Source organism: Streptomyces sp. NPDC058469, assembly GCF_042721125.1.
Lineage (GTDB): Bacteria > Actinomycetota > Actinomycetes > Streptomycetales > Streptomycetaceae > Streptomyces.
In genome coordinates, this window is the sequence record NZ_JBHXME010000082.1 from 20,761 (window position 1) to 45,703 (window position 24,943).

Consider the following 24,943-nt stretch of genomic DNA (forward strand, 5'->3'; position numbering starts at 1 on the left):
GCCCGGTGGTGGGGGCTACTTGGAGAAACCGGCGGTGAGACCGGCGACGAGCTGACGGCGGGCCAGGATGAACAGGGCCAGCATCGGCAGGGTGGAGAGCACCACCGCGGCCATCGTGGCCGGTACGTCGATGCCGAACTGGCCGCGGAACAGGGTCAGGGCCAGGGGCAGTACGGCCTTGTCGCCGCTCTGGGTGAGGATGAGGGGGAAGAGGAAGCCGTTCCAGACCTGGAGGCCGTCGTAGACGGCGACCGTCATCAGCGCCGGGCGGGCCAGTGGTGCCGCGAGCGACCAGAGCATGCGCCAGTCACCGGCACCGTCGACGATCATCGCCTCGAACAGCGAGCGCGGCACGTCCCGCAGGAAGCTGACCAGGATCATCACGGTGATCGGCAGCGCGAACGCCGCCGAGGGCAGGACGATCGCGAGCAGGCTGTCGTAGAGATGCATCCGGATGATCAGCAGGTACACCGGGATGATCACCGCCTGGAGCGGGATCGCCAGGCCCAGCAGGAACAGGCGGAACGACACCCGTGAGAAGCGGCTGCCTGCGTTGCGGACGATCGAGAACGCGGCCATCAGGGCGACGGCGACGGCGATGACGACCGTGCCCGCGGTGACGATCACGCTGTTCATCAGGTAGGTGGTGAAGTCGCCGTCCAGGACGGTCCGGTAGCTGTCCAGCGTCGGATGGCTGGGCAGGGCGAGCGGGCTGTCGGAGGTGAAGTCGGACTGGCTGCGGAGGCTGGTGACGACGAGCCAGTAGATGGGGACGACGACGATCGCCGTCCAGAAGAGTGTGGCGCCACTGGTGAGGGTGCGGCGGAGGATCCCCGGTGCGGGGTTCCGGCGGACGGGCTTCGGCGTCACCGCTCGGTGGGTGGGGACGCCCTGTCGTCCCGTGGCGGGGGTTCGGGTCTTGGTCACGGTGGTGCTCACATGCCCTCCTGCTGGCTGTCCATCCGGGTGAAGCCGGACAGGCGGGTGGTCAGCAGCGACAGGCCGAGGCCGAACACCACGAGGAGGGTGGCCACGGCGCTGGCCCGGCCCATGTCGTGGGCCTGGAATCCGGTGATGTACATGGAGAGGGGAAGGACGCGGGTGGCGGTGCCGGGGCCGCCCGTGCCGCCGGACAGGACGAAGATCAGGTCGAAGTAGGTCAGCGAGCCGACCAGCATCAGCGTGCTCGACGTGACCAGCGTGTACTTCAGCTGCGGCAGCGTGATGTGCAGGAAGCGGGTCACGGGCCCGGCACCGTCGAGCGCGGCGGCCTCGTACAGGGCGGTCGGGATCTGCCGTATCCCCGCTTGGTAGAGCAGGGCGTGGAAGGGCACGAACTGCCAGGCGATCACGAAGATCACCGTGTACAGGGCGAGTTCGGGCGAGCCGAGCAGCGGCTTCGCCAGCCAGTGCAGGCCCGGGGTGGCGCCGATGCCGAAGGACGGGTCGAGCAGCGCCTGCCAGGTGAGACCGATCGCCACGGCGGACAGCAGCAGCGGCAGGAAGAACAGCACGGCGAACAGCGCGCGCAGTCGGCCCTTGGGCGCCTGGAACAGGCCGAGCGCCAGGGCGATCGGGGTCTGCACCAGCCAGCTGACGACCATCACCTTGACGGTGAGCCACAGGGACTGCCAGGTGGCGCTGTCGGTGAGGACGGACGTCCAGTTGGTGACGCCCGCCCAGCTGATGGAGCCCAGTCCGTCCCAGCGGGCGACGCTGAGCGCCGCCACACCGACCAGGGGGACGAAACCGAACAGACCGAAGAGGAGCAGGGCCGGGGCGGCCATGAGGAGGCCGCTCCCTCCTTTCCGGCGCGTCGGGGTGGTGGTGATGGTCACGAGCCCGCCTTGCTCATGTTGGTCCCGAAGTCCGCGGGCGCGATCTGCCGCAGGAACGACTTGTCGGTGTTGGTCAGCAGCGGGTCGGACTGGTCCGACGGCAGTGCCTGGTCCCACGAGAGCTGGAAACTCGGGGCCTTGTTCACCAGGTCGTACACGAACGTCAGCCATTCCTTGTCGGACGACGACTTCACCGCCGCGAGCTTCGAGTCCAGGCCCTTGACCGGCGGGACGCTGCCGGACGCGAGGTAGGCGTCGACCTGGGAGCCGTTGAGGACGTAGTTCTTCAGGTAGGTCAGCGCGTCCGACTTGTTCTTGGACGACTTGTTCAGCGACAGGAAGTTCGACGGGTTGCCGACGATGTTCGCCGGGTTGCCGGCGCCGCCGGTCAGGGCCGGGAACGCGGTGTAGCCCAGCTCGCCCTTCTTCAGGAAGTCGGGCGCGGCCTTGGCTATGTTGGCGTACTCCCAGGTGCCCATCACCTCCATCGCCGCTTTGCCCGTGTAGAGCAGCGCGGTCGAGGCGCCCTGGTCGTAGCTGACGGAGGAGGCGTTGTCGCCGAAGGCGCCGGCCTTGGCCAGGTCCTGGAGCTTCTGGTTGGCCTTGGTGACCGACGGGTCCTTCCAGGCGGCGGCGTCACCGGCGGCGATGTTGCTGAACACGCGGGAGCCGCCGGTACGGTCCAGCAGGTACTCCAGGTACATCAGGGTCGGCCACTTGGAGTTGGCCGCGAGGGACAGCGGGGTCACGCCCTTGCCCTTGAGCTTCTTCACGGCCGCGAGCAGGTCGTCGTACGTCTTCGGGGGCTGGACGCCCGCGTCGGACAGCACCTTCTTGTTGTAGTAGAGGACGACCGGGGCGAGGCCGTTGACGGGGACGCCGTAGACCTTGCTGTCGAAGGTCGCGCTCTGCATCACGCTGTCGGTGTACCGGTCCGCGTTCACGTCCGTCGCGTTCAGGACGTCGACCTTGCCCGCCTTGACGTAGTCGTTGAGGGCGCCTCCGCCCCAGTTGAAGAAGAGGTCCGGGGCCTGGTTCGCGCCGAAGGCCACGCGCAGCTTCTGTTTGTAGTCGTCGTTGGCGAACAGTCGCAGGGTGATCTTCGCGTCGGGGTGGTCCTTGTTGTACGCGTCGACGGACTGCTTGAGGATCGTCTGGTCGTTCAGCGCCCACATCGTCAGGCCCTTCGCCGACGAACTCGTGGACGGACCCGAGGACCCGCAGGCGGCAAGGCCCGCTGCCGCGGCCAGGGTGACCGCGGCAGCGACGGCGCGTCGAATTCTCGGGCTTCCGAGATGTCCGGTGACCGGGATTCCCCGCATGGTGTGCCTCTCTTCTTTCGGCATGCCGTAGGTGAGCCAGGCAGATCGGAAACGGAAACCGGCCCGAAAGGCTTTCGGATGCCCCACCGCGGGTCGCCTGCCTGCTGGCCGGGACACTGACACGGAATTCACACCCAGGACAAGCAGGGGAAATTCCTCGGTTACGAAACATTTTCGTACACCGCTCAGGGCAGCGGTCCTACGGCGGCCCGTACGTTCGGTGGCTGGCAGTCGCCGTCCGGGAAGCATCGCTTCCGCGGCTCACGGGACTCTTGCCCCGGCTGACGGTGTGGGCGTTGAACCCGTATTCCCCGTTGAGTGCCGGGTAGAAGATCGGCTGTTCGGACAACTGGGGTGTCCGGGAACCCCAGTTGAGCCTGCAGAATCGGCGGTACGGACCCCCCGGCCACGGAGTTTCGCCACCCCCGACCAGTCACCCCGCCCCGACCCGATGCCGCCGCACCACGGGTCGCTACCGGCCGATCGGGCGTGCGGGTGTTGGGATGGGGGGCGGCAGAAAGGGACGGTCTTGGACGGTGACGGGGTTAGCGGGTCAGGGGTGGGTTCGACGGATCGGTTCGCGCTCGCGCAGCGGGCCGTGTCCGCCATCGGGTCGACTCTCGACGAGCGCAGGACGGCGGCGGAGTGCGCGGGGTTCCTCGTCGACGGGCTGTGTGACGCCGCGGCCGTGGACCTGTTCGCGCAGGACGAGGCACGCCCGGCACCGCACGGCATGCTGCACCCGATGGCGGCCGTGGGCCGCAAGGAACTGCTGGACAGTCTGCGGACCGCGCCGCGCGAGGACGTCATGGTCCGCGCCCTGGACGCCGGCCACCCGATCACCACGTCGTTCACCACGAACGACCACGGCGTCCTGGCCGCCCTCTCCGTGCCGCTGACCGCCTGGGGCAAGGCCTACGGCGCCCTCCTCGCGATCCGCGCCGACCGGACGTTCGCCGACGACGAGGCCGCCGCCGTGCACTACGCGGCCCGCCTCACCGCGGCCCATCTGCACCACGCCGTCGAACACCACCGCCTGCGCACCACCGCCCTGAACCTGCAACAGGTCCTGCTCACCGAGCCCAGCCGTCCCCACCCCAACGTCGAGATGGCCACCCGCTACCTGCCCGCGGGCAGCGGCACCCTCGTCGGCGGCGACTGGTTCGAGGCCGTACGACTGCACTACGGCCGCACCCTCCTCGTCATCGGCGACGTCATGGGGCACGGCCTGGACGCGGCGGTCGACATGAACGCGTACCGCTCGATGCTGCGCTACGTCGCCTCCACCGATCTGCCGCCCCACCGCATCCTGCGCCAGATGGACACGGCCATGTCCGAGGAGCACAACCGCCGCCCCGCGACCTGCCTGCTGGCGCTCCTCGACCCGGACCGGGGCACGGCCGCCTTCGCCAGCGCGGGCCATCTCCCGCCCGCCGTGTTCCACCGCGACGGCGCCGGCGAACTGATCCCCGTCCCCGTCGGCCCACCCCTCGGCACGGGCCTCGCCGACTACGAGATGACCACGCTCGCCCTCACCCCCGATGACACCCTCGTCATGTTCACCGACGGGCTGGTCGAGCGCCGCGGCGAGGACATCGACGTCTCCCTCGCCCGCCTGGCCCGACTCCGCCTGCACCCCGGCCAGGGCGTCTCCCGCCTCCTCGACGACATCGTGCTGCGTCTCCACGTCCAGGAGGCGGAGGACGACGTCGCCGCGATCGCCGCCCGACTCCGCCCGAGAAATCCGGCTTAGGCGGTCGGCCCCGCTGCGGGCTGCTTCTGGGTACTTCTCACCGATCCACCCGATCTTTCCGTACGGCCGTGCGCCTTTCCGTACGGCTGTCCGTGCGCGGGCCGGGCGCGGCGCACGGTGAACTTCGCAAACGGGAAACGAATCCGGCGCCGGAGCCTTCGAGCCCGCCGACTCATGCGCGAGCCCAGCCGTCCCCCGAGGCTTGGCAACACCCAGGCACGCCCCGATGTTGCCGGTCGCGGCTTGGCCAACCCCTTTCCGCACGTTGGCCGCAAATTCATCGCACGCCCCTGACACCCCATACCGAATGGGGCGGAGAGTGATCCGAGGTCTGGTCCACGAGATCCCTCGAAGCTTCTTCAAGAAGGGGCAATCACGGCCGAGTTGACACGTCGTAGACTCCTGGGTCGGCCGCGGGCGCGCTGGGAACGCGCAGCCCGGCTCCGACCTGTACGAGCGGGGCGTACGCCCGCAGCCGCACGGCACGTTCGAGGACGACGCCCGCAACGACCGGCTGCCGACGGTGTCGTGGATCTGCCCCACGAGCTATCAGTCGGAGCACCCGGACTACCTCCCGGCCGCGGGTGCCGACTACGTGGCGTCGAAGATCGAGGCGATCGCCTCGAACCCGAAGGTGTGGCGCAAGACCGCGTTCATCCTCAACTACGACGAGAACGACGGCCTGTTCGACCACGTCGTCCCGCCGACGCCGCCCGCGGGCACGGCGAACGAGTTCATCCAGGGCCTGCCCATAGGCAGTGGCTTCCGCGTCCCCGCCATCATCATCTCGCCCTGGACCGTGGGTGGTTGGGTCGCTTCGGAGGCATTCGACCACACCTCGGCGCTGCGGTTCCTGGAGCGGTTCACCGGCGTCGAGGAACCGAACGTCACCGACTGGCGCCGTGACACCTTCGGCGACTTCACCTCCGCGTTCCGCTTCCGCGACGCCCGTCCGCGCTCGCCCCGACTGCCCGACGACACGGCGGAGCAGCTGGAGAAGGCGAAGGAGGAAGTGGCGACGCTGCCGAAGCCCACGCTGCCGGGAGCGGACCAGAAGTTCCCGCACCAGGAGCGGGGCCGCCGCCCGCGCGTCTGACCCGGACCGTCGCGGTGGGCGGCCCTGGCCGGTGTCACCCGGCCACGGCCGCCCGCGCCACCGAGAGCGCCTGCTCGGCATAGCCGCGACCGAACAGCACCACGTGCACCAGCAGCGGAAACAACTGATGCAGCCCGACACGGTCGGCCCACCCGGAGGCAAGCGGCGCGGCCTCCTGGTAGCCGTCCAGCAGCTCGGACAGATACGGGCAGCCGAAGAGGCGCAGCATCGCCAGGTCGGTCTCCCGATGCCCGCCGTGCGCGGCCGGATCGATCAGCCAGACATGCCCGTCGGCACCCCACAACACGTTCCCGTTCCACAGATCGCCGTGCAGCCGCGCGGGCGGCTCGGCGGGACCGGCGAGCCGGGGCAGCCGCTCGCAGACCTCCTCCACCACCGTCGCCTCGGCATGCCGCAGGGTGCCCGCGTCGACCGCCCGGCGCAGATACGGCAACACCCGTTGCTCGGCATACCAGTTGGGCCAGTCGGCGGCGGGTACGTTGCGCATCGGCGCGAGCCCGATGTACGCGTCCGTGGGACCGCCGGGCGGTGGCGCGCCGAACGCGGGTGCGCCGGAAGCGTGCAGGGCGGCCAGGTCGCGACCGAACCGGACGGCCGCTCGCGCACTCGGCGGCCCGGTGCGGACGAGATCGGTGACCAGCCAGCGCTCGTCCAACCCGCGCACCGCCGGGACACGGACCGTCCCGGCGTCCGCCAGCCAGCGCAGCCCCGCTGCCTCGGCCCGCACCGCGCCCGGCGCCTCGTCGCCCTTGACCATCACCAACTGACCGTCGTCCAGGGCGACTTCGGTGACCGCCTCGGACAACGGACGCTCACCGGTCACCGCGCACCCGGTGAGCCGGGCCGCGGCGGCACCCGCACTCTCGCCTTCGGTCACGGTGACAGCGTACGAACGGGAGCCGGGCGGAGGTGCGCGCACGGCGAGGCGCAGAGCCCGGACTCGTGCAGCACCCGGTCGACCGTCCCGTCCAGCGGGCTCGTCGCCGGGATCACCGTCTCCACACCACCGGGCAGTACGTCCAACGGCCGGTACCACTCCCGGAGTTGATGCTCGGTGACCTCGTCCGCGATGGGCTTCGTGGCGTGCCGGGCCAGGGTCTCCTCGAACGGCACGTCGAGGTAGTAGCAGTGCGTGCGGCCCGGGTGGTCGGCGAGCAGACCGGCCAGCATCTCGCCGTAGTGGGAGACGTAGAGGAGGCCTTCCAGCACGGTGTGGAAGCCGTGCGCCAGGGCGTGCCGGACGGTCAGGTCGATCAGGCCGATGTTCGCGCCGCCGGGGATGTCACGCTCGCGCAGCACCTCGCGGCGGAGGGTGTCCTGGCGCACCAGGGCGATACCGCGGCCGTACCGCTCACGCAGAGCGGTGGCCACCGAGCTCTTGCCGGACGCGCTGTTGCCGCGCAGCACGATCAGCCGGGTGGGGGAGGAGAGCGTGGTCACCGGGGCACCCTATCCATCGTGTGGCACTGAGTGACCGGGGGAACGCAAAGTGCCCCCCGAGGCGTACCCGGTCTGCTTATACCGTGGGAAAATGGTGTGATAGCGGCGATTGGTGGCAGGGCCATGACGGACGCGGCGATCGACTACGCGGCGGTGTTCCAGGGGCTGCCCGGCATGGTGGCCCTGTTGACGCCCGACCTGGTGTACGCGGACGCCAACGAGGAGTTTCTGCGCATGTCCGGCCGCACCCGCGAGCAGGTCGTCGGCCGTTTCCTCTTCGACGTCTTCCCCGACAATCCGAGCGACACGGCCGCCACCGGCATGCGCAACCTGGAGGTCTCGCTACGGCGGGTACTGGCGACCGGGGAACGCGACAGCATGGCTCTCCAGCGCTACGACATCGAGTCGACGGCGTGTCCCGGGAAGTGGGAGGAGCGCTACTGGAGCCCGGTCAACGCCGCCGTGCTCGACCCGGACGGCAAGGTGGTGCTGCTGGTCCACCGGGTCGAGGAGGTCACGGAACTGATCCGGGCCCGCGGCAGCTCCGGCGGCAGCCGCACCCGGGTACTGGAGGCCGAGCTGTACACCCGCGCCCGCGAACTGCAGGAGGTCAACGAACGCCTGCGCAGCGCCCACGCCCGCGAACGCGAGGTCGCCCTGGCGCTCCAAGCGGCGATGCTGCCCACCCGCCGCCAGGGCGCGGGCCACCAGATCGCCGTGCGCTACCGGCCCGCGGTCGGCTCCCTGAACGTCTGCGGGGACTGGTACGACGTGGTCGACCTGGTCGGCGGCAACCGTATCGGCGTCTCCGTCGGCGACGTCGTCGGCCACGGCCTGGCCGCCGCCGGCGTCATGGGCCAACTGCGCAGCGCCCTGAGCGCCACCTCCCGGGTCGCGGACGGCCCCGCCGAGGTCCTCGACGTCCTGGGCCGCTACGCCAACGTGGTCGACGGCGCCGAGTCCGCCACGGTGGTCACGACCTTCGTCGACTTCGAGCGGCACACCATCACCTACAGCAGCGCCGGACACCCGCCGCCCGCCCTGATCCATCCCGACGGCCGCGTGGAATTCCTGGACCGGGCCACCGACCCGCCCCTCGACGCGCGTCCCGACCCGATGCCCCGACCGCAGGCCACCACCGCGTTCTCCCGCGGCTCCACCCTGGTCCTCTACACCGACGGCCTGATCGAACGCCGTCGCGAGGACATCGACAAGGGCCTGGCCCGCCTCGCCGACTCCCTGGTCCGCCACCAGAACACCGACCCCGAAGCCCTCGCGGACGCCGTACTCCACGAACTGCTCCCGCACGGGGGCGCCACCGACGACACGGCCCTGATCATCGTCCGGCTCTGACCGGCCGTACGAAGCACCGAGTCAACTGAGTCATACGACGATGGAGGTCATCGCCGCCCACAGCAGCGGCGAGTGCTCGATACGGCCGTCGGCGCGCCAGCGGTCGAGCTGCTCGCGCTGCCAGCCGCCGAGGCTCAGTACGGGGTCCTCGTGCTCGTGCGCGGTGTCGACGGCGATGATCGCCTCCGACAACGGGCGGACGGACTCGGCCAGTTGGGCCAGGCGGTGGAACGCGAAGCTGGTCGGCAGCACCCAGCGGGTGGCGGTGACGAGTTCGGCGCCGTTGTACAGCATCGCCGTCGCCAGGCCGAACGACTCGGCGAACCGCAGATCGCCGCCGCTCTCGCAGCCGATGAGGGCGACACGGGGTGGCGCGGGCCAGATCCGCGCGCCCGGTTCGCCGTCCGCGCGCAGGGGGAGCGAGCCCAGCAGGAGATCCTTGGCCGACAGTGGCCGGTGGGTGCGGAGCGGCTCGGCCAGGCCGGTGGCGCCCGCGTCGCAGCACAGGTGGAGGGTGCCGTCCTCGCTCTGACCGCCCCCGACCGGTGCACCGCTCACATGGCCGACGTACATCAGCCTGCGGGCGCCCTTGCGGAGCACGCCGCTCAGCCAGTCCCGGTCCAGGTCCGTGCGGCGGAAGGCCTCCGCGGGGGCCGCGATGGACGGTACGACGGCACCCGCGTCGAGACGGGTGCGGACCAGCGACAACAGCTCCGGGTCGGAGCCGGGCGGTCCCAGGACCGAGCCGAGCGGGGAGTCGGCGCGGAAGCCGGGGACGCGGGGGTCGAGGACGAGAACGACCGGGCCGGTGTCGGTCCTGGTGTTCGTCCCGGTGTCCGTGGCCTGTGTCGTCGGAGCCGCTGGACCCCGCGACCGCAACGACGCCGGCGCGGTGGTCACGACATCCGCCAGGTCGATGAGCCGTACGTCGGTCCCGTCGTCGACGGCGAGCAGTTCCCAGGGGACCTGGGCGACCCGGGGCGACGGCTGGATCCGTACGAGGGGACGGCCCGCCCGTTCCGCCACCTGGCGTATCTGCGCGGTCAGTTGCTCGGGCCACAGGGCCTCGGCCAGTGTTCGCGCGAGCCGACGTTCGCTTCCGTGCTCGGCCAGCGCACCCGAGTCGAACGCCCGCCGCATGCCCTCCGCTCCGTCGCCCGCACCCGGCAGTGCGTCGGTCAACGCCCTTACCGCCTGGTCGACTTCGGCACCGGGCCCGTGACCGGTGCCGAACCCCTGGGCGCCGCCCGCCCACAGCCAGGTCATGAACAGGTCGCCGGCGTCGACCAGTCGGACCTGGACCACCGGGCGGCTCGTCAGGTCGTCGGTGATCCAGAACGGCACCGCTTCCTCGTGCACGATCCGCCGGTGATAGCGGAACTCGGCCGCCGCGATGTACTCCTGGAGCGCGACGCGGCCCGGGCCCGACTGTGCCGACATCCGCACCTTCGGCGGCGGCGCGACCCGCAGGCCGACCGAGGCGGCGGCCTCCGCCGCGACACCGCCGAGCGTCATCGTGCCCTCGGCGTGCTCGTGGTTCGCGTACGACTTCATCGCCGCACTCGGGAAGACCGACGCGGGGTCTTCGACCGGCTCGGAGGGCGGCGTACGGTCCAGGGCCAACGAGGCGCCCGCACAACGGTGTTCCGCCAGTTCGAAGAGCAGGCCCTGGTCCTGCCGACGGATCGCGAGGCGGAACACCAACTGCATGGCCTCGTCCGCCAGTTCAAGCCACTGGCTGCGCGCGTGGGCGGTCGCGAAGTCGTAGCGTGCCGCCTCCAGGGCCAGCGCGGCGGGCAGGGAGAGGGAGAGCGCGGTGTCGATCGACTCACGCTCGCGGTCGCCGTGGTCCGTCCGGTTCAGGTTGTCCTCAAGAGTGCGTGCCAGCATGAGGTCGACCTGCGCGCACCGCTCGTACACCTCCCGCTCCTGGTACACGTCCCGGGCGCCTTGGGCCAGCCGCTTCATCTCGTCGATGTCGCCCCGGTCGTACGCGTGTTGGGCGCCCAACAGCATGGTGTCGGCGGCGGCGATCGAGGCGCCGAGCCGCTCGAACCGGGCCAGGCTCGCCGCCAGCAGATCCTCCGCGCCGATCGCGTCGCCGCGCCGACCGGCGAGAAAGGCACGGGCCTGTTCGCAGACCGCGAGGTCGCCGAACCACCGCTGCCGCTCGAAGAACACGGAAGCCTCCGCGAACAGCCGCTCCGCGAGGTCGAGTTCACCCCGGTGCATCGCCGCGTACGCCCGGTGCGCGAGCAGCGTCCGCTGCCCACCGGTGTCCCCGATCGCCCGGAAACGGTCCTCCGCACGGGCGAAGTAGTCCTCGGCCGGATCGAACCGCCCGGTCGAGGAGCAGATCAGTCCGAGGGCGACGAGCAGCCGCGGGATCGTCTCCACCGCGGTCGTCGGCGTGGTCGACAGCAGCGCCGACGCCTGATCCTCGGCCGCTCCCCACTCACCCCGGTCCATCAGCAAGTGCACGCGGTTCAGGCCGAGTTCGGAGGTGCGCAGTCCGTCGGGGTCGTCGAACTCGGGCAGCCTGACCGCCGCTTCGTCGAGACAGGCCAGCGCCTCGTCCAGACGCCCGGTCCTGCGCAGGAGGTCGGCTCCGGCGATCAGCGTCCGCAGCAGCATCTCCAGCCACAGTTGACGGCCGCGCGGCCCCATCGGTGCCGAGGCGATGTCGTCGAGCAGCGCACGGGAGCGCTTGTTGGTGTCCTCGGCCCCGGCCAGATCTGTCGAGGCGAGGTGGACACTCGTGATGTCCGCCAGCAGATGCGCCCGCAGGAAGCGCACGTCGGGGGAGTCCTCGATGGACTCGGCCAGGGCGAGCATCTCCTCGTAGACGGCGATCGCGGTGGCGAGATCGGCGGCCAGGTGAAGGTGCTCGGCCTGGGCGAAGCCGCTGTCGAACGGTTCTCCGTAGAGTCGCGTCACTCCGTCGCCCGTGGTGTGGTCCACTCCGCCGCCCACCGCGTTGTCTTCCTCGTCTTCCTCGTCCGGCATCCGTCAGTAGTCCTCATCGGTGGCAGCGGCGGTGATCTCGGCGAGGAACGGTCGGAACGGTCCGGAAGTGCTGTCGTACGGCGGTGAGTTGAACGCGCCGGGCTGTGCCGCTGTCGCGAGGCGTCGTCGGACCAGCGCGCGGACCGAGTCCCGGTCGGCGCCGACCTCGGGACCCGGTCCCGGGTCGAACCCGGGCAGCAGCACACCGAGTTCGATGTGCGGCTGGGTCTCTCCGGCAGGGAGGTCCAGGTCCGCCCGGCCGGTCCACACGTCGACCCGCCTGGAGAGGGGCACCCGATTCCGGGGACCGTCGTTCACGCGGACCTCCGCCGCGAGGGGTACGGCGGTGCCGGGCGCCGCGATGTGCGCGACGACCTCGACCTCGATCTGCCGTCGGGCGCCGAGCGCGCGGGCGGTCCAGGACACCGCGGTCTCGGAGGCGTCGACGAAGCCGGGCGGGTAGCGGCGCCAGTCGTTGGTCCCCGAGCCCCGCGCGATCAACCGGCCGCCCGCGACGAGCGGTTCGCCCGCGGCAAGGGCGTAGCCGTCGTGTCGTACGAACAGTGCGACGGGATCGACCGGAGTGGCGTCCGGACGGAGCTGAGTCAGGGACGACCGAAGGCGACGCAGAGCCGGCCCGTCCAACCCGGCGCTGTCCGCCGCGTCGTCGACCGACCGAAGAACGCTCTCCAGTCGGCGTGCCGTGTCCGTCGACGGCGGTGTGCCGTGCCACCACTGGATCAGCGGGTCGAGGGCGACTTGGTGATCCCCGATCAACTCGGCCACGCAGTCGTCGGGTTGATCACCAACGTCGTCGAACAACTGCTGGCACTCGTGCGTGAGCGCGGCCAACTCCAGTCCGAGCACGTCCGGTTGGAGCACGGGAATCCCGTCCAGGTACGACGCAGGCCACCACCGCGCCGCCCAGTGCCCGAAACCGAGCCGCCCGGCGCTGCCCGCGAGCCGGGTCGTGTCCGCAGGCGCCCGCACATCGACCAACTCGCCTGCCGCACAGGCGTGCACGGCCTCGGCGACGCGCTCGCCGTAGACCGCCCACAACCACTGCTGCGCCCGCGCCACGTCATGTATCTCCGCCACCGGCAGCACCGGATCCCCAAGGACGGGCCAGGTCAGAACGGCGCCCGCGACGTCGAGAACCGCACGCGTGAAGTCGGGAGCGGCGGAAGCACTGGTGGCAGGATCGGCGGCGATCCGGATCGTGCCGTCATCACCGCGCACGACATGGACGTCGACAGGGCCACGCGCCATCACGCGCTCCTCGACTCGGCCGTTTCGGCTACGGCAGATGGTGCCGCCGATGCCGACAACGTCCGCAGCGCCGACCGGACCCGGGCCCGGTGGTCCATCATCACGGAGCGGGCGACCCCGTCGAGCACCGCCCAGGCCGACGCGGCATCGGCGAGCGGTGCGTCGCGGACGTCCCGCCCGTGCAACCGCACCCAGAGCCGCCGCATGTAGGCGGTCCACGGCGTACGAAGATCCTGGGCGAGGGAGTCCAGTACCCCGCCGTCCGGATCAGGGCGAGGCGAGACGGTCATCCGGCGGGCGCGAAGGACCGAAGCCTCCCTGCGCCAACGGCTGTTGACGGTTCGGTGCGCCGCGGTCCGGCCCGGCGCGGGCTCCTCGATGCCCAACGGGTCGAGGCCGACCGCGAGTCGGCCGCCGAGTACGACAGCGACGCGCAGGCTCTCGTCGTAGAGACCGAGCGGAGCGCAACTGCGGCCGACCTCCCGTCCGACGAGTTCCGGCACCGTGGGCAACTCCTCGCGCCGGGCCGACGACTGGAGCACGACGAAGAGCCGCTCGAAGAGCGTGCGGTCCAGCGGCGCGGGCAGCGTGGCCGTCGAGGCACCCCGGCCGACCTGCGGCCGCGGCGGCAACTGCCGTTCGGTCAGGCCGAGATGGGCCGGGAGATCGGCCCGCCCCCAGACCCCGCTCGCGTGCGCCCACAGCGCCCGGCCGAGCAGTTCGCCGTGTCCCGCCTCGACCATGGACATGTACGACGGTGAGTTCCTCGGCCCCTCCGCGCCGCCGCAAGCCTCCAGAACCTCACCCGCCAGCGCGACCGCAGCGACCGTATCGGCGACCGGAGCCGACTGGCGACGGTCCCACGCGACGCCCAACTCGACGTCCAGCCGGGCGCGTTGGGCGGCATCCGCCAGATACCGCTTCAGCGCGTCCACCGTACGGCCGCCGTCCGCGTCCGCGACGTCCTCGACGACGGCCCTGGCCAGCGCGCCCGCACCCGCAACGGCGGCGGGTTCCCCGTGCTCGGCGGCCAGTTCGAAGCACCGCTGGAAGTACAGATCCTGGGGGTGGCCCGACACGATGCCCAGCGCCCGGCGGGTCCGTTTGAGGAGCGTGAACCACTGTGCCGTAGCGACAAGCCGCGTACCGGACTCCCGTATCAGCGCGTCGAGACGCGCGGCCGGCTCCGGTGCGAGGAAGTCCACCGCGAGTTCGGGATGCAGGGTCGGCCTGACGATCAACGGCAGCACGATCAGCTTGACCGTCCGGGTGAGCGGGGCGCCACCGGGGCCGCTCAGCGATTCCAGCCCCGGTCCGAGGGCACGCCACGCGCCGTCGATGACCATGGCGCGCGGTCGGCGCTCGCCGGTCGGCTGGCTGGGAAGCGGCATGTCAGGAGGGTACGTCGTCCGAGATCGGGCGGGCGAACCTGGGATCGGTAGGCGATCGGGGCCGCCTAGCGTCCACAGGGACAGCGGGAACCACGGGCATCCACCCCGACCAGAAGGAGCAGCCGTCATGGGAATCTTCGGGCGTCGCAAGAGCCGCGAGGAGCGGGCCGCCGAGATCGCGGGCCAGGTGGCCGGCGGCAAGGGCTTCTACGGCCGAACCACCCGCGCGTTCCTCGGCAACGAGGACTACGCCAGAGTCCAGCAGTCGGTCGGCGCGTACAACTCGGGCCTCGGAGTACAGCAGTTGCTCGCCGCGGGAGCGCCGACGACAACCGCCGTAGTCGTGTCGATCGCCGACACCGGCCAACTCGTCAACCACGACCCGGTGGTCGACCTGGTCGTGCAGCCGACCGGGAGCACCGACCGGATCACTCTCCAGACCATCGTCTCCAAGCTGCGGATACCCCGCACCGGTGACCAGGTCCTGCTGGTGGCCGACCCCGCCCACCCCGGCGGCTACCTCTACGCGGGCGACGGCGTGACCCCGTGACACAGACACCGCACGTCGACGTGCCGGTGACCGATTCGGCGATGCTCTCCTTCGACGGCCGGGTACTGGAGGTGTTCGGCTACGTCGACGCCGCCCGGTACCACGTCTGGGAGGAGCCCCGGATCGAGTTCCGCACCGGCCGCATCCGCCGACTGACGATCACCACCAAGCACGGCAGACGCCACTCCGTCCTCTACGACGCCCACCGCCTCCCCGAACTGCAAGCCTTGGTGGAGCGGTTGGAGCGGAGCGGGCCCGAGGGCTCGGAACCTTGACATGACCGACGACGGAGTCCGTCCCGAGCCGGCGCGGATGGCGCTGATCGATCATGTCGGCCCGTGGGATGCCGCGTTCCTGTACGTCACCGCCGCGATGGTGGCCCTGTGCGGCCCGGTCATGTTGGGCTTCGCCGTCTTCACCGGCGCGGACGTCATGGTCATGGGCGTCGTGTTCACGGTGGTCTTCGTTCCCGTGGGCCTGGGGTTCTGGGGCAACGCGATCGCCGAAAGGGAGCAGAACCGGCGGCTGGACGCCGTAGGGGTTCCGGCGACCGCGGAGATCACCGATCTGACCTGCTTCGACTGGGACGGAGAGGCATCCGGTGTCGAGGTCGGTCTGCGTGTCAGCGGGCCGGGGCTGCGGACGTTCGAGGCGACCTGGAGACGTACGCACCATCCCGCCCTGCGCGTGGGCCGCCGGCTCGCGGCCGTGGTGGACCCGTCCGGCGGGCGGTTCCGTGTCGAGTTGTGAGCGAGCGCGGAGAACGAGTGCATGGAGGAGGAGGGGAAATGCGCAGCCATACGCGTGTGTTCGTAGGCAATCTGCTGTTCACCGCGGTCTGTCTTTCGGGGGGCCCGATCTTCCTCTTCGTCGGGTGCTCCGCCTGGAGCGACTATCCCGGCTGGGACTGGCCGGCGATCATGATTGCCTTCGGGCTGGTCGGCACGGTCATGATCCCTGTCCTGGCGATCACCGCCACGCGCCAGGAATTTCCCCGGATCACGCGCAGGGACCGCGTGAAGGGCGGGAGCAACCGGTGCCCGGACGACACCTTCGTGATGTGGGCGCCGCGATCCGAACAGGGTCCGGCCCAGGCGCAGTTGGTACGGGCGGACGTGCTGGAGGCATCACTGGCCCGGTACAACCCCGACGGCGAGTCCACCTTCACGACCCACTACGGCAACTACACGCCCGATGAATTCACACCGCTGATCAGGCTGAGGCTGCGGGTGCACGAGGCCGAGGAGACCGACGGGACCGCCGGGTTCGAGGTGACGGGGGAGTGGCGGGTGCCGTCCCTGTGCCTCTCGGCGATCACGGCGGGACGCCTGGTCGTCCTCGTCGACGACCCGGCCGCTCCGGGGGCTCGGCGAACGGTCACTCCCCACTGGCCGCGCAGCAACCTGCTCGCGGGCACGAGAACCTGCAGGGTGATCGACCTCGAAGGCCGAACGGACCATGCCACACGGCGAGTTGACCGCCAGCTCCAGCAGATGCGGATCTCACGGGAGGTCGGAGGCGTCGTCATGAACGGCGACACGATCGACCTCCGGCGCCTGGACCCGCACACGGCCGCACGCTACGCCGCCCTGGCCGACCGCGACCGCGCCCTCCCCGAGGAACCGGCACCGGTGAGCGAGCCGGGCGAGGAAACCCGCTGGCTCGCGGACCAACTCCCGGGTGAGAAGGCCGCGTTCGGCTCGGTCGGCCGACGCTGGTCGCGCCGGGGCGGTGTTCTGGTGCGCGCCCGCTTCCTGGAGATGCGCGCCAGGACCACCTTCCAGGACCACGGCCCCGTCCTCGACACGGTCCTGCGCGTCCAACCGGCTGACGGCACGCCCCCGTTCGACGCCGCCCGACGACTGACGGTACCGATGGACTACCTGACCGTCCTCCACCGCACCAAGGAGGTCGTCCTCACCGTCACCCCGAACGGCATCTCGTACGACGTCGACTGGGCCCGAAGCAGCCTCCTCGCGGGCGTGACCGCGGCTACGGTCATCGCTCCCGACGGCCAGGAACTCTCTTTGACGGGACGCCCCGACATCATCTGGGCGTTGATGAACTTGCTGGCGTCTCAAGGCATTTCGGTCACGTCGCCTGTGCTGGACCTTCGCAAGCGCCGGATGGGCGCGGTGGCGGGTATGGCGATGAGCGTGGTGAGCCGTTAGCGGAGGCTGCGGGAGCCGACGATGCGGAACGTGGGATGGTCGGCGGGGTCCGGGAGTTGGCGGAAGGTCTCGGCCACGGTGGGGAAGCGGCCGAACTGTTCGAGGTAGACGGCGATCAGCGGCGAACGCTCGTCCGTCGGCACCTCGACCGCCTCGAACTCCTCGATCAGGCCCTTGCGTTGCAGCCGCCCGCTCTTCGCGGCACGCAGATTGCGGGACCACTCGGTGTTGCCGCGGGGCGCGATGAGGTACCGCTCCCCGCCGTGTTCGAGGACGGCCACCGGCACACTCCGCAGGCGCCCACTGGTCCGCCCACGAACGCTCAGCGTGCTCAGCACCGACCGCGCGAAGAGCCTGGCCATCCGGTTGCCGATCACCCGTGCTCCCCAGGGCGGGCGTAGGTAGGGGGCGCTCGACGCTGTCAACTGGGCTTGTGGGCATGGCTGTGGCGGGATGTCGGTGGGCGGTCCGAGCAACTACCGTGCCGCGTATGGAGATCAGCGTGGTCGCTGCGGCGCGTGAAGACGACAGTCCCGTCGACGAGCCCTTGCGGGTGGCCCAACTGGCGGACCGGCTCGGGTATCGGGAGGTGTGGGCCGGGGAGGGGCCGACGTGGGACGCGTTCGTGCTCGCCACGGCGATCGGGCTCCGTACGGAGCGGGTCGCGCTGACGGCAGGACCCGTACCCGTCTCCGTACGCGACCCGTTGACCATCGTCCGGGGCGCCGCGTCGGCCGCCGCCGTAATCGGCCGTCCGGTAGGGGTCGCACTGGGCACGTCCAGCAAGCGGGTCGTCGAAGGGGTGCACGGACGGCCCCGTACCCACCCCGCCGCCGCACTGGCCGAGAGCGCCGAGGCGGTACGCGACCTCCTGCACGGTGAACCGGGCGAGACGATCGTGCCCGGAAGCGTCTTCCTACGGCGCCAACAGCCGCCCGGCGGCCCGCTCACCGTAGCGGCGTTCGGTGACCGCGCGATCGCCGTGGCCGCCGAGCACGCGGACCGGATGCTGCTCGATGTCGTCTCGCCGGAGCAAGTCCGCGTGCTGCGCGCCAAGTTGACCGAGGCCGCGGAGCGAGTGGGCCGCACTCCACCGAGGTTGGCCGCCTGGCTGCCTACGGCGGTGGATCCCGAACCGGAGTCCCTCACCCAGGTGTTGCGCAGCATCGTCGGCTATCTGACGGTGCCGGGCTACAGCGACGTGTTCGCCGAGGCCGGCTTCGGCGAGGCGGTGGAACTGGCCCGCTCCGGCGCCGACCCCGGCACCCTTGTCGCCGCGCTCCCGCCCGAGGCAGCGCACACGGTTGCCCTTGTGGGTGACGCCGCCACTGTCCGCGCTCGTATCGACGCCTACGCGGAGGCCGGCCTGGACGAGATCGCGGTGGTCCCGGCCACGGCCGGAGACCCGGGTGGGGAACGGACGTTGACGGCGCTGGCGGGTTGACCGCGCCGGCGGGACTTCACCGGGCGGGCCGTCGAATTCAGCTACGGACAGGACTCCCCGAACTTCACCGCGGAGAACTCCACCGGCTGCCCGCTCAACTTCGTCCCGGTCGGCGGCTTCTGCGAGCACACCTGCCAGTTCGACTCCAGGAGAACGTAACGCCCTTTACCGGAGGCGTCCTTGACCGTGATCGACGTGCCGGAGGCGAGTGCGTCGCGGGCGGTGTTCACCGACTTCCCCTTGAAGTCCGGCATCGTTCCGCCGGCCGATGCGGGCGCGGACTGGTCCTTCGCCGGGCAGGTCTCGTCCAACTTCGCGGCACCGAAGTCGAGTTGGGTCTCCGTGGACGTGGTCGTGCCGGCCTTCACGTTCTGGGAGCAGACCTTCCAGTCCCGGTCGAGGATCTGATGACGGTCACGGCCGAGCGAGTCATGGGACTTGAGGCTGTAGAAGCCTTGCTTCTGGGCGGCGTCCTGCGCGGACTGAAGACCCATGCCGATGAAGTCGGGGACGGTCCTGGACTTACCGCCGGTCTTGGCGTTGTCGCTGCTCCCGTTGGTGGCTGTGGCGGTTGAACTTCCGCCTGCGCCCGTGGTGTTGTGGCAGGCGGTTCCGAGGCCGCCGATGACGAGAATGCCTGCGGTGACTCCGCCGACGAGCTTCCAGTCGCGCTTCCTCTTCGGCTTCGGGGATGGTCCGGCGGCCCATGGAGGCTGACCTGGTGGCGTAAATACGGAGTTGGACACGGTACGCCCCTGATGTGTGGATGAAGGGACACTGTGTCAGACACGGAGGCCCGGCCGCACGCTGCGTGACGAACCGTGACAGGTTTCGGAACGGTGTCCGGCAACGGCAGACTGGGCGGATGGACGCAGGACTCGCCGCGCTGCTGGGTGCCGCTGTCGGCTCTGCCGCCACTCTCGGTGCCGCGATCGTGAGCAGTCGGACACAGACACGGGCTCAGAACGACCAGTGGCGTCGCCGGCATCGCCGCGATGCCTACGCCAGTTACCTGGGCGCGCTCCATGACCGCGACATCGCCATGGACGCCGTACTCGACGCGCTGCGTGCGGACGAGCCCGAACTGCCCGATGTCGATGAGAAGATACGTCGCTTCATCGCCCTTGCCCGCGAGGTTCACCGAGCCGCCGAAGTCGTGTTCCTCGAAGGTCCGGCCTCCCTCGTGGGAGTCACCGAGAGAGTCGCCGACGCGTCCAGGGGCCTCTCCGAAGTCATGCGGCAGATGGCCGACAGCGCTCGCGCGGGGGACGTCGCCCGCAAGGCCGAGGACGCGGCCCTCGCCGCCGAACGGGAGCGAGTCCTCTACCAGGAAGTCAGGGCCTTCCGGCTCGCGGCCCGCGGTGTCATCGGCAACGCCGCCTGATCCTCGACTACTTGAGGTGCCGCCCCAGGAAGTCGACGATGTGGCCCATCGTCTCCTGGGTGGACCAGGGCAGGGAGCCCGAGGTGTCGCCGGTGAAGGACAGGTCGCCGTGGCCGGCGCCGGTGAGGACGTAACGGGCGCTGTCGATTCCCTTGGTGCGTAGTGCCGTGTGCAGGTTCAGGGTTTCGCTGGGTGAGACCAGGTTGTCGGCGCTGCCGTGGAAGAGGATGAACGGTGCTGTCTTGGAGCTGATGTGCGTGGCCGGGTCGGCGGCCGCGACCTCGCCGGTGCGGTCCGCGACCGACTTCTTGGTGCCGGGGCCGTAGACCCACTGGGCGGCGCTGTTGCCCGCCGCGTAGTTGGCCTTCTGTGCCGCCGTGTCGTAGTCGGCCGCGAGCTCGGACAGGTCGGCCGGGCCGAACTCGTCGATGACGCCCTGCACTTCACTGCTCTGGTCCAGACTGTCGCCGACGTCGAAGGACTTCTCCCCGTTGGTCGCACCGGTCATCGCCGCCAGGTAGCCGCCCGCGGACTGCCCCCATACGGCGACCTGGTCGGCGTCGATGGAGTACTTGTCCGCGTTGGCGCGGAGGTACCGGATCGCGGACTTCACGTCGGCGACGGCGTCCTTGTACGTGGCGCCGTCCTTGGTGGTGCGGTACTGGACGCTGGCCACGACATAACCCTGGTCGGCCACATAGGTGCGCTGATTCAGGTTGGCGGTGCGGTCCGCCATGACGAACCCACCGCCGGTCAGGTAGATGACCAGCGGCTTCTTGCCCGATGTGGACGTGGGCACCTGGATGTCCAGCTTCAGGTCGCTCTTCCTGCCGTCGGTGGTCGGCGAGGAGTACGTGATGTCGTGCGTGGTGGTGATCCCGGCGGTGGCGCACCGGATCTGCGCACCCTTGGGGTTGATCACGGTGCTGGTGCTGGTGTCCGACTTCTTGATGGTCTTGGCCATGGCGATGCCTCCCGCGTTGCCCGACGGCATTCCGGTGGGCGTTCCGGCACCGGCACCGGCCCCGGCGGTGTTCGCGCCCGTGGGGCATGCGGCCGTCTTGGCGCCGGGGCTGGATGTACCGCCGGCCGAATTGGTGCCGCCCGAAGAGCAGGCGACCAGGGCCAGTCCCGCGATGATGGTGACCGTGACGACAGCGCCGCCCCTCCACCAGCCCGCCCGCGCCTTTCCTTGAGGTGTTGTGCTCTCTCCGCGCATGTCCATGTCCTCTTCTCCCGCCGACGTGAGGTGGTAATCGGAGATTCAATCTCCGCTTCCTTCTGTCACCGTAACATCAAACGGAGATGACATCTCCGATTAGAGCTCGGGGTGATCACCCCGGGATCGAACCTGATCAAGGGGTGCCCAGTTCGCGCCGGTACGATGAGCTGGACGATTCGGGACCATCCGGAAGGCGTGACGACTGGCATGGCGGAGCTCGCTGGACCCGGGAGACCGCCGCTGCGGCGCGATGCCGAGCTGAACCGCCGCCGCCTGATGACCGCCGCCCGCGAGGTGTTCCGCGACCGGGGTCTGGCCGCGACCCTCGACGATGTCGCCCGCCACGCGGGGCTCGGTGTGGGGACGGCCTACCGGCACTTCTCCAACAAGGAGGAGCTGGTCGACGCGGTCTTCGAGGACATGATCGACCAGGTCGAGGCGTCCGCCCGGGAAGCCGCCGCCGATCCCGACCCGTGGCACGGGCTGGCGTCCAGCCTGGAGAAGGTGTGCGAACTCCAGGCGCACGACCGGGGACTGCGCGAGGTCATGCTCGGCACCGGCAAGGCCGCCCAGCGGCATGCCCTCGTCGATCAGCGGATCAAGCCACTGGTCGATCCGCTGATCGCGCGTGCCAAGGAGCAGGGGGCGCTGCGCCCCGACGTGGAACACCTGGATCTCCCGATGATCCAGCTGATGGTGGCCGCGGTCACCGACCAGACCGGAGACCCCGATCTGTGGCGGCGCTACCTGCGACTGCTGCTGGACGGCATGCGCACCCAGCCGGACGGGGCGGAGCGCCTGCCTCCGGCCCCCGAGTTCCGCGGCATCGGACCGGGCGTGTACCCCGCGGGGGAGAAGCCGGCGCGTTCCTGACGCTGTCGGCGCAGGCCCGTCGCTCCGTCGCCGGGTGTTGGACCGAGAGTGCGAACCCACCCGTCACCCGCAACGTCTCACTCCTGATGTGTCCCGTTCCCCTGATCGCTCGCACACACGTTTTCAGGCGTCAGGAACTCGCAATAGATGTGAAGCATTTCTTACGTCCCTCTGTCAGGTGGGCCTCTTCCCGTTTTCCGTGGGTAGGTTGGTCTTGCTCGGCGGCAGCCAGTTTCTATTGCCGCCGATTCCAGTGGAATCAAGAAGAGGAAAATTGGCATGCGGAAAATCGGGTTTGCCGGCGTGGCTCTCGTTGCGATTTCCTTCACGCTCACGGCGTGCGGCGGATCTGACAACAAGGACTCCACCTCGAAGGCGGCGGCCTCCATGTCGGCCTCGCAGCCGGCGATGCAGTCCGCGGACAAGCAGGGCATGTTCGCGGGGCTCAACGGCAAGAAGGTGTCCGGCTCCGCGCAGGTGAGCGGTACGGGTGTCAAGCTGTCGGGCTTCTCGTCCGACGAGGGACCGGACCTGCATGTCTACCTCACGAACGGCACGGATGAAGCCGCCGTGTCGGCGGGCAAGCAGCTCGGAGCCGTGAAGTTCGACGCGAAGTCCCAGACGTTCGCACTCAACGGTGTCAACGCGTCCATGTACAGCACCGTGGTCATCCACTGCGACAAGGCGAAGGCGGTATTCGGCGCCGCGAAACTGTCATGAAGACGTCTGTTTCGCGCCCGACTCTGATCGCGGCGGCCCTCGCCGGCGCGATCAGAGTCACCCTCGGTGTCCTGTGGCTTCATGAGGGGACGCTGAAATACCGGGCGCACTTCGGAGCGGCGGACATCCTGCTGGTGGCGAACAGTGCGAAGTCGAACAGCAGGGTTCCGGGATTCTTCAAAAGCTTCTCGGATGTCACCCTCGCGGAATGGCCGCATTTCTTCGGCTTCGCGATGCCCCTTCTGGAGACATCACTGGGCGTCGTCCTCGTCATGGGGGTTTTCTCGCTGCCCGCGTCCCTGGCGTCGGCTTTCACCCTGCTGATGTACTGGAGCGCCGATCAGCTCATCACGGAGTATCCGATCATGGCCGCCCTCTCGACGGTCGTCATCGCGTGGCCGCTCCTGGCCGCACGCTTCTCCGTGACGACCCTCGCGGAAAGGGTCGTGGGCCGAAAACGTCCGAACCTGGCGGTGTTCCAGGAGCCGTTCCGTCGTTGGCTCTGACGTTCAAAGCCTCCCGGACAGTGGGCCCGTGGCTCAGGCCAGGCCGCCGTTGGCGTACAGCACCTGGCCGTTGATCCAGCGTGCCGGGCCCGCGAGGAAGGCGACCGATTCGGCGATGTCGTCCGGGGTGCCGAGGCGTTCCAGCGGGGACGCCTTGGCGAGGTTCTGGACCGTCGCCTCGTCCTTGCCGTCGAGGAACAGGGGCGTGGCGGTCGGGCCGGGGGCGACCGTGTTGACGGTGATGTCCTTGCCGCGCAGCTCGCGGGCCAGCACCAGGGTCATCGCCTCGACCGCGGCTTTGCTCGCCGCGTAGGCGCCGTACGTCGGGAACTTGGTGCGGGTGACGGAGGTCGAGAAGTTGATGATCGCGCCGCCGGCGCGCACCCGGCGGGCCGCCTGCTGGGAGACGACGAACGTGCCGCGGATGTTGGTGCGGTGCACGCGGTCGAGGTCGTCGAGGTTCATGGTCGCGATGGGTGAAAGGACCATGATCCCGGCGGTGTTGACGACCACGTCGAGCCCGCCGAACTCCGCCTCGACCGCGTCGAAGGCGGCGGCCATCTCCTGCTCGTCGGCCACATCACCGCCGACCGGGATCGCCCGGCCGCCGGCCGCGGTGATCGCGGCGACCGTCTCGTCGGCCCGTGCCTTGTTGCCTGCGTAGTGCACACCGACGGCGATGCCGTCCTTGGCGAGGCGTTCCGCGACCGCGCGGCCGATGCCGCCGGAGCCGCCGGTGATCAGGGCGACGCGGGTGGGGGTGCCGGTGTCAGTCATGGTGAGGGCCCTTCCGTGAGGTGGGGAGCTGTGTGGAGGTGGGGATCTGTGTGAGCCACTGCCCGAGCAGGGCCGACTCCGCGGGGGTGAACGGTTCGGGGGTGAGGCCGTCGAGGGACGAGAGGAGTGTGGTGGCCGCCGCCGCGCGGGCGTCGTGGGCCGTCGTGTCCGCCGCCGTCGGGCCGAGCAGGATTGCCTGCACCATCGCGTCCCGGACCAGCGTCGACAGCCCGGCGTCCGGGTACAGCTCGGGGCGGGTGATCAGCGCCAGCGCCACACCATTGGTGGCCGTCATGACCATTTGCGCCGCGATCCCGGGTGCGATCCGCATCCGGCCCTGCGCGGCGAGCCGCTCCAGAACCGCCTGGAGAATACGCAACGCCTCCTGCGCCGCCTCCGGCATGGAGCGCAGTGCCGGGGCGAACATCAACTTGTAGGCGTTGGGATGCGCCAGCGCGAACGCCACATGGCTGTCCCACCCGGCGAGCAGGTCCTGCAACGGGTCCGCCGACTTCTCCGCGGCGCGCTTGGTCTCCAGGTACTGGTCCCACACGTGGTCGACGGTCGCCGCCAGCAGTCCGTCCTTGTCGCCGAACAGCCGGTACAGCACGGGCTGTTGGACGCCCGCCGCCTCGCACACCGCGCGTGTCGAGACGTCGCCGCTCGGCGACTGGGCGATCAGCTCCGCCGCCGCCTCGATTATCAGCGATCTCGTGTTCATGTAATCGACGATAACACCGATGCGTATCGCTGACAACAGTCTGCTGTTAGCAATGAAAACAAGGGCGCCTCCCACCGCGTCAGTGC

Annotated in this window: 24 protein-coding genes and 1 pseudogene; 12 read left to right on the forward strand and 13 right to left on the reverse strand. The window is 70.0% G+C overall.

The genetic code is table 11. From position 1 onward, the window contains the following. Positions 1-15 precede the first annotated feature (15 nt). From ACFWP5_RS29920 to ACFWP5_RS29930, 3 genes are read right to left on the reverse strand one after another with little or no spacing between them, the layout of a single operon-like run. Positions 16-939 carry a carbohydrate ABC transporter permease gene (locus ACFWP5_RS29920; protein ID WP_384163194.1) on the reverse strand — a complete coding sequence of 308 codons (924 nt, stop codon included), beginning with the start codon at positions 937-939 and terminating at the stop codon, positions 16-18. Continuing rightward, positions 936-1,787: a carbohydrate ABC transporter permease gene (locus ACFWP5_RS29925; protein ID WP_384163261.1), complete on the reverse strand. Its 852-nt coding sequence runs from the start codon at positions 1,785-1,787 to the stop codon at positions 936-938. The genes ACFWP5_RS29920 and ACFWP5_RS29925 overlap by 4 nt, the downstream gene beginning before the upstream one ends. A gap of 47 nt (positions 1,788-1,834) precedes the next feature. After that, positions 1,835-3,160 carry an extracellular solute-binding protein gene (locus tag ACFWP5_RS29930; protein ID WP_384163197.1) on the reverse strand — a complete coding sequence of 442 codons (1,326 nt, stop codon included), beginning with the start codon at positions 3,158-3,160 and terminating at the stop codon, positions 1,835-1,837. Between the two features lie 559 nt (positions 3,161-3,719). Between ACFWP5_RS29930 and ACFWP5_RS29935 the strand changes: the two genes are divergently transcribed. Both ACFWP5_RS29935 and ACFWP5_RS29940 read left to right on the forward strand, forming a co-directional pair. After that, complete coding sequence (locus ACFWP5_RS29935; RefSeq protein WP_384163200.1) at positions 3,720-4,913, forward strand: PP2C family protein-serine/threonine phosphatase; 1,194 nt, start codon at positions 3,720-3,722, stop codon at positions 4,911-4,913. Positions 4,914-5,340: 427 nt separating this feature from the next. Then, a pseudogene (locus tag ACFWP5_RS29940) lies at positions 5,341-6,009 on the forward strand (alkaline phosphatase family protein); the annotation flags it as partial. A 34-nt stretch (positions 6,010-6,043) separates the two neighbouring features. Here ACFWP5_RS29940 and ACFWP5_RS29945 read toward each other — a convergent pair. Both ACFWP5_RS29945 and ACFWP5_RS29950 read right to left on the reverse strand, forming a co-directional pair. Beyond that, positions 6,044-6,907 carry a fructosamine kinase family protein gene (locus ACFWP5_RS29945; RefSeq protein WP_384163203.1) on the reverse strand — a complete coding sequence of 288 codons (864 nt, stop codon included), beginning with the start codon at positions 6,905-6,907 and terminating at the stop codon, positions 6,044-6,046. After that, entirely contained in the window at positions 6,904-7,470 is a 567-nt protein-coding gene (locus ACFWP5_RS29950) for an AAA family ATPase (protein WP_384163206.1), read from the reverse strand. Before ACFWP5_RS29950 ends, ACFWP5_RS29945 begins: the two co-directional genes overlap by 4 nt. Positions 7,471-7,593: 123 nt before the next feature. Here ACFWP5_RS29950 and ACFWP5_RS29955 point away from each other — a divergent pair, with 123 nt between their 5' ends. After that, positions 7,594-8,823, forward strand: coding sequence for a PP2C family protein-serine/threonine phosphatase (locus tag ACFWP5_RS29955; RefSeq protein WP_384163209.1), 1,230 nt, complete (start codon positions 7,594-7,596; stop codon positions 8,821-8,823). 30 nt (positions 8,824-8,853) lie between these two features. Here ACFWP5_RS29955 and ACFWP5_RS29960 read toward each other — a convergent pair whose 3' ends face one another. The 3 genes from ACFWP5_RS29960 to ACFWP5_RS29970 are packed head-to-tail and all read right to left on the reverse strand — an operon-like array spanning position 8,854 to position 14,489. After that, complete coding sequence (locus tag ACFWP5_RS29960) at positions 8,854-11,829, reverse strand: CHAT domain-containing protein (RefSeq protein ID WP_384163212.1); 2,976 nt, start codon at positions 11,827-11,829, stop codon at positions 8,854-8,856. Between the two features lie 3 nt (positions 11,830-11,832). Continuing rightward, positions 11,833-13,098, reverse strand: coding sequence for a hypothetical protein (locus ACFWP5_RS29965; RefSeq protein ID WP_384163215.1), 1,266 nt, complete (start codon positions 13,096-13,098; stop codon positions 11,833-11,835). Continuing rightward, entirely contained in the window at positions 13,098-14,489 is a 1,392-nt protein-coding gene (locus ACFWP5_RS29970) for a hypothetical protein (protein WP_384163218.1), read from the reverse strand. The genes ACFWP5_RS29965 and ACFWP5_RS29970 overlap by 1 nt, the downstream gene beginning before the upstream one ends. A gap of 127 nt (positions 14,490-14,616) precedes the next feature. Here ACFWP5_RS29970 and ACFWP5_RS29975 point away from each other — a divergent pair, with 127 nt between their 5' ends. From ACFWP5_RS29975 to ACFWP5_RS29990, 4 genes are read left to right on the forward strand one after another with little or no spacing between them, the layout of a single operon-like run. After that, positions 14,617-15,039 (forward strand): hypothetical protein, encoded by a 423-nt coding sequence (locus ACFWP5_RS29975; protein ID WP_384163221.1) that lies wholly within the window; start codon positions 14,617-14,619, stop codon positions 15,037-15,039. Next, entirely contained in the window at positions 15,036-15,314 is a 279-nt protein-coding gene (locus tag ACFWP5_RS29980) for a hypothetical protein (RefSeq protein WP_384163224.1), read from the forward strand. The genes ACFWP5_RS29975 and ACFWP5_RS29980 overlap by 4 nt, the downstream gene beginning before the upstream one ends. Position 15,315: 1 nt before the next feature. Beyond that, positions 15,316-15,789: a hypothetical protein gene (locus ACFWP5_RS29985; protein WP_384163226.1), complete on the forward strand. Its 474-nt coding sequence runs from the start codon at positions 15,316-15,318 to the stop codon at positions 15,787-15,789. Between the two features lie 38 nt (positions 15,790-15,827). Then, complete coding sequence (locus tag ACFWP5_RS29990; RefSeq protein ID WP_384163229.1) at positions 15,828-17,210, forward strand: hypothetical protein; 1,383 nt, start codon at positions 15,828-15,830, stop codon at positions 17,208-17,210. Here the strand turns inward: ACFWP5_RS29990 and ACFWP5_RS29995 are convergent. Then, a complete protein-coding gene (locus ACFWP5_RS29995; protein WP_384163232.1) occupies positions 17,207-17,587 on the reverse strand; it encodes a nitroreductase/quinone reductase family protein in 381 nt (126 codons plus the stop codon). The genes ACFWP5_RS29990 and ACFWP5_RS29995 overlap by 4 nt on opposite strands. Before the next feature lie 113 nt (positions 17,588-17,700). Here ACFWP5_RS29995 and ACFWP5_RS30000 point away from each other — a divergent pair, with 113 nt between their 5' ends. Next, positions 17,701-18,654 (forward strand): LLM class F420-dependent oxidoreductase, encoded by a 954-nt coding sequence (locus ACFWP5_RS30000; RefSeq protein WP_384163235.1) that lies wholly within the window; start codon positions 17,701-17,703, stop codon positions 18,652-18,654. A 41-nt stretch (positions 18,655-18,695) separates the two neighbouring features. Here the strand turns inward: ACFWP5_RS30000 and ACFWP5_RS30005 are convergent, their stop codons facing one another. Further along, on the reverse strand, positions 18,696-19,400 hold the full coding sequence (locus tag ACFWP5_RS30005) for a PASTA domain-containing protein (protein WP_384163238.1): 705 nt from the start codon (positions 19,398-19,400) through the stop codon (positions 18,696-18,698). Between the two features lie 119 nt (positions 19,401-19,519). Here ACFWP5_RS30005 and ACFWP5_RS30010 point away from each other — a divergent pair, with 119 nt between their 5' ends. Then, entirely contained in the window at positions 19,520-20,038 is a 519-nt protein-coding gene (locus ACFWP5_RS30010) for a proline dehydrogenase (RefSeq protein ID WP_384163241.1), read from the forward strand. A gap of 7 nt (positions 20,039-20,045) precedes the next feature. Here the strand turns inward: ACFWP5_RS30010 and ACFWP5_RS30015 are convergent, their stop codons facing one another. Continuing rightward, a complete protein-coding gene (locus ACFWP5_RS30015) occupies positions 20,046-21,263 on the reverse strand; it encodes a prolyl oligopeptidase family serine peptidase (protein ID WP_384163244.1) in 1,218 nt (405 codons plus the stop codon). 204 nt (positions 21,264-21,467) lie between these two features. Here ACFWP5_RS30015 and ACFWP5_RS30020 point away from each other — a divergent pair, with 204 nt between their 5' ends. The 3 genes from ACFWP5_RS30020 to ACFWP5_RS30030 all read left to right on the forward strand — a co-directional run bounded on the left by ACFWP5_RS30020 (position 21,468) and on the right by ACFWP5_RS30030 (position 23,359). Beyond that, entirely contained in the window at positions 21,468-22,133 is a 666-nt protein-coding gene (locus tag ACFWP5_RS30020; RefSeq protein WP_384163247.1) for a TetR/AcrR family transcriptional regulator, read from the forward strand. 303 nt (positions 22,134-22,436) lie between these two features. Further along, positions 22,437-22,853, forward strand: a complete 417-nt coding sequence (locus ACFWP5_RS30025) for a DM13 domain-containing protein (protein ID WP_384163250.1) — start codon at positions 22,437-22,439, stop codon at positions 22,851-22,853. Continuing rightward, positions 22,850-23,359, forward strand: coding sequence for a hypothetical protein (locus ACFWP5_RS30030; protein WP_384163252.1), 510 nt, complete (start codon positions 22,850-22,852; stop codon positions 23,357-23,359). The genes ACFWP5_RS30025 and ACFWP5_RS30030 overlap by 4 nt, the downstream gene beginning before the upstream one ends. A 33-nt stretch (positions 23,360-23,392) precedes the next feature. On the opposite strand, the gene ACFWP5_RS30035 is transcribed toward ACFWP5_RS30030, so the two are convergent. Together ACFWP5_RS30035 and ACFWP5_RS30040 are read right to left on the reverse strand one after the other, a co-directional pair. Then, positions 23,393-24,136, reverse strand: a complete 744-nt coding sequence (locus ACFWP5_RS30035) for an SDR family oxidoreductase (RefSeq protein WP_384163255.1) — start codon at positions 24,134-24,136, stop codon at positions 23,393-23,395. Continuing rightward, complete coding sequence (locus tag ACFWP5_RS30040) at positions 24,129-24,857, reverse strand: TetR/AcrR family transcriptional regulator (RefSeq protein WP_384163258.1); 729 nt, start codon at positions 24,855-24,857, stop codon at positions 24,129-24,131. Before ACFWP5_RS30040 ends, ACFWP5_RS30035 begins: the two co-directional genes overlap by 8 nt. Positions 24,858-24,943 lie beyond the last annotated feature (86 nt).

Coding starts and splice junctions, on each gene's coding strand:
- ACFWP5_RS29925 (WP_384163261.1), bottom strand. CDS start 1,787: ATGGCCGCCCCGGCCCTGCTCCTCTTCGGTCTGTTCGGTTTCGTCCCC.
- ACFWP5_RS29930 (WP_384163197.1), bottom strand. CDS start 3,160: ATGCGGGGAATCCCGGTCACCGGACATCTCGGAAGCCCGAGAATTCGA.
- ACFWP5_RS29955 (WP_384163209.1), top strand. CDS start 7,594: ATGACGGACGCGGCGATCGACTACGCGGCGGTGTTCCAGGGGCTGCCC.
- ACFWP5_RS29960 (WP_384163212.1), bottom strand. CDS start 11,829: ATGCCGGACGAGGAAGACGAGGAAGACAACGCGGTGGGCGGCGGAGTG.
- ACFWP5_RS29965 (WP_384163215.1), bottom strand. CDS start 13,098: ATGGCGCGTGGCCCTGTCGACGTCCATGTCGTGCGCGGTGATGACGGC.
- ACFWP5_RS29970 (WP_384163218.1), bottom strand. CDS start 14,489: ATGCCGCTTCCCAGCCAGCCGACCGGCGAGCGCCGACCGCGCGCCATG.
- ACFWP5_RS29975 (WP_384163221.1), top strand. CDS start 14,617: ATGGGAATCTTCGGGCGTCGCAAGAGCCGCGAGGAGCGGGCCGCCGAG.
- ACFWP5_RS29985 (WP_384163226.1), top strand. CDS start 15,316: ATGACCGACGACGGAGTCCGTCCCGAGCCGGCGCGGATGGCGCTGATC.
- ACFWP5_RS29990 (WP_384163229.1), top strand. CDS start 15,828: ATGCGCAGCCATACGCGTGTGTTCGTAGGCAATCTGCTGTTCACCGCG.
- ACFWP5_RS30000 (WP_384163235.1), top strand. CDS start 17,701: ATGGAGATCAGCGTGGTCGCTGCGGCGCGTGAAGACGACAGTCCCGTC.
- ACFWP5_RS30010 (WP_384163241.1), top strand. CDS start 19,520: ATGGACGCAGGACTCGCCGCGCTGCTGGGTGCCGCTGTCGGCTCTGCC.
- ACFWP5_RS30015 (WP_384163244.1), bottom strand. CDS start 21,263: ATGGACATGCGCGGAGAGAGCACAACACCTCAAGGAAAGGCGCGGGCG.
- ACFWP5_RS30020 (WP_384163247.1), top strand. CDS start 21,468: ATGGCGGAGCTCGCTGGACCCGGGAGACCGCCGCTGCGGCGCGATGCC.
- ACFWP5_RS30030 (WP_384163252.1), top strand. CDS start 22,850: ATGAAGACGTCTGTTTCGCGCCCGACTCTGATCGCGGCGGCCCTCGCC.
- ACFWP5_RS30035 (WP_384163255.1), bottom strand. CDS start 24,136: ATGACTGACACCGGCACCCCCACCCGCGTCGCCCTGATCACCGGCGGC.
- ACFWP5_RS30040 (WP_384163258.1), bottom strand. CDS start 24,857: ATGAACACGAGATCGCTGATAATCGAGGCGGCGGCGGAGCTGATCGCC.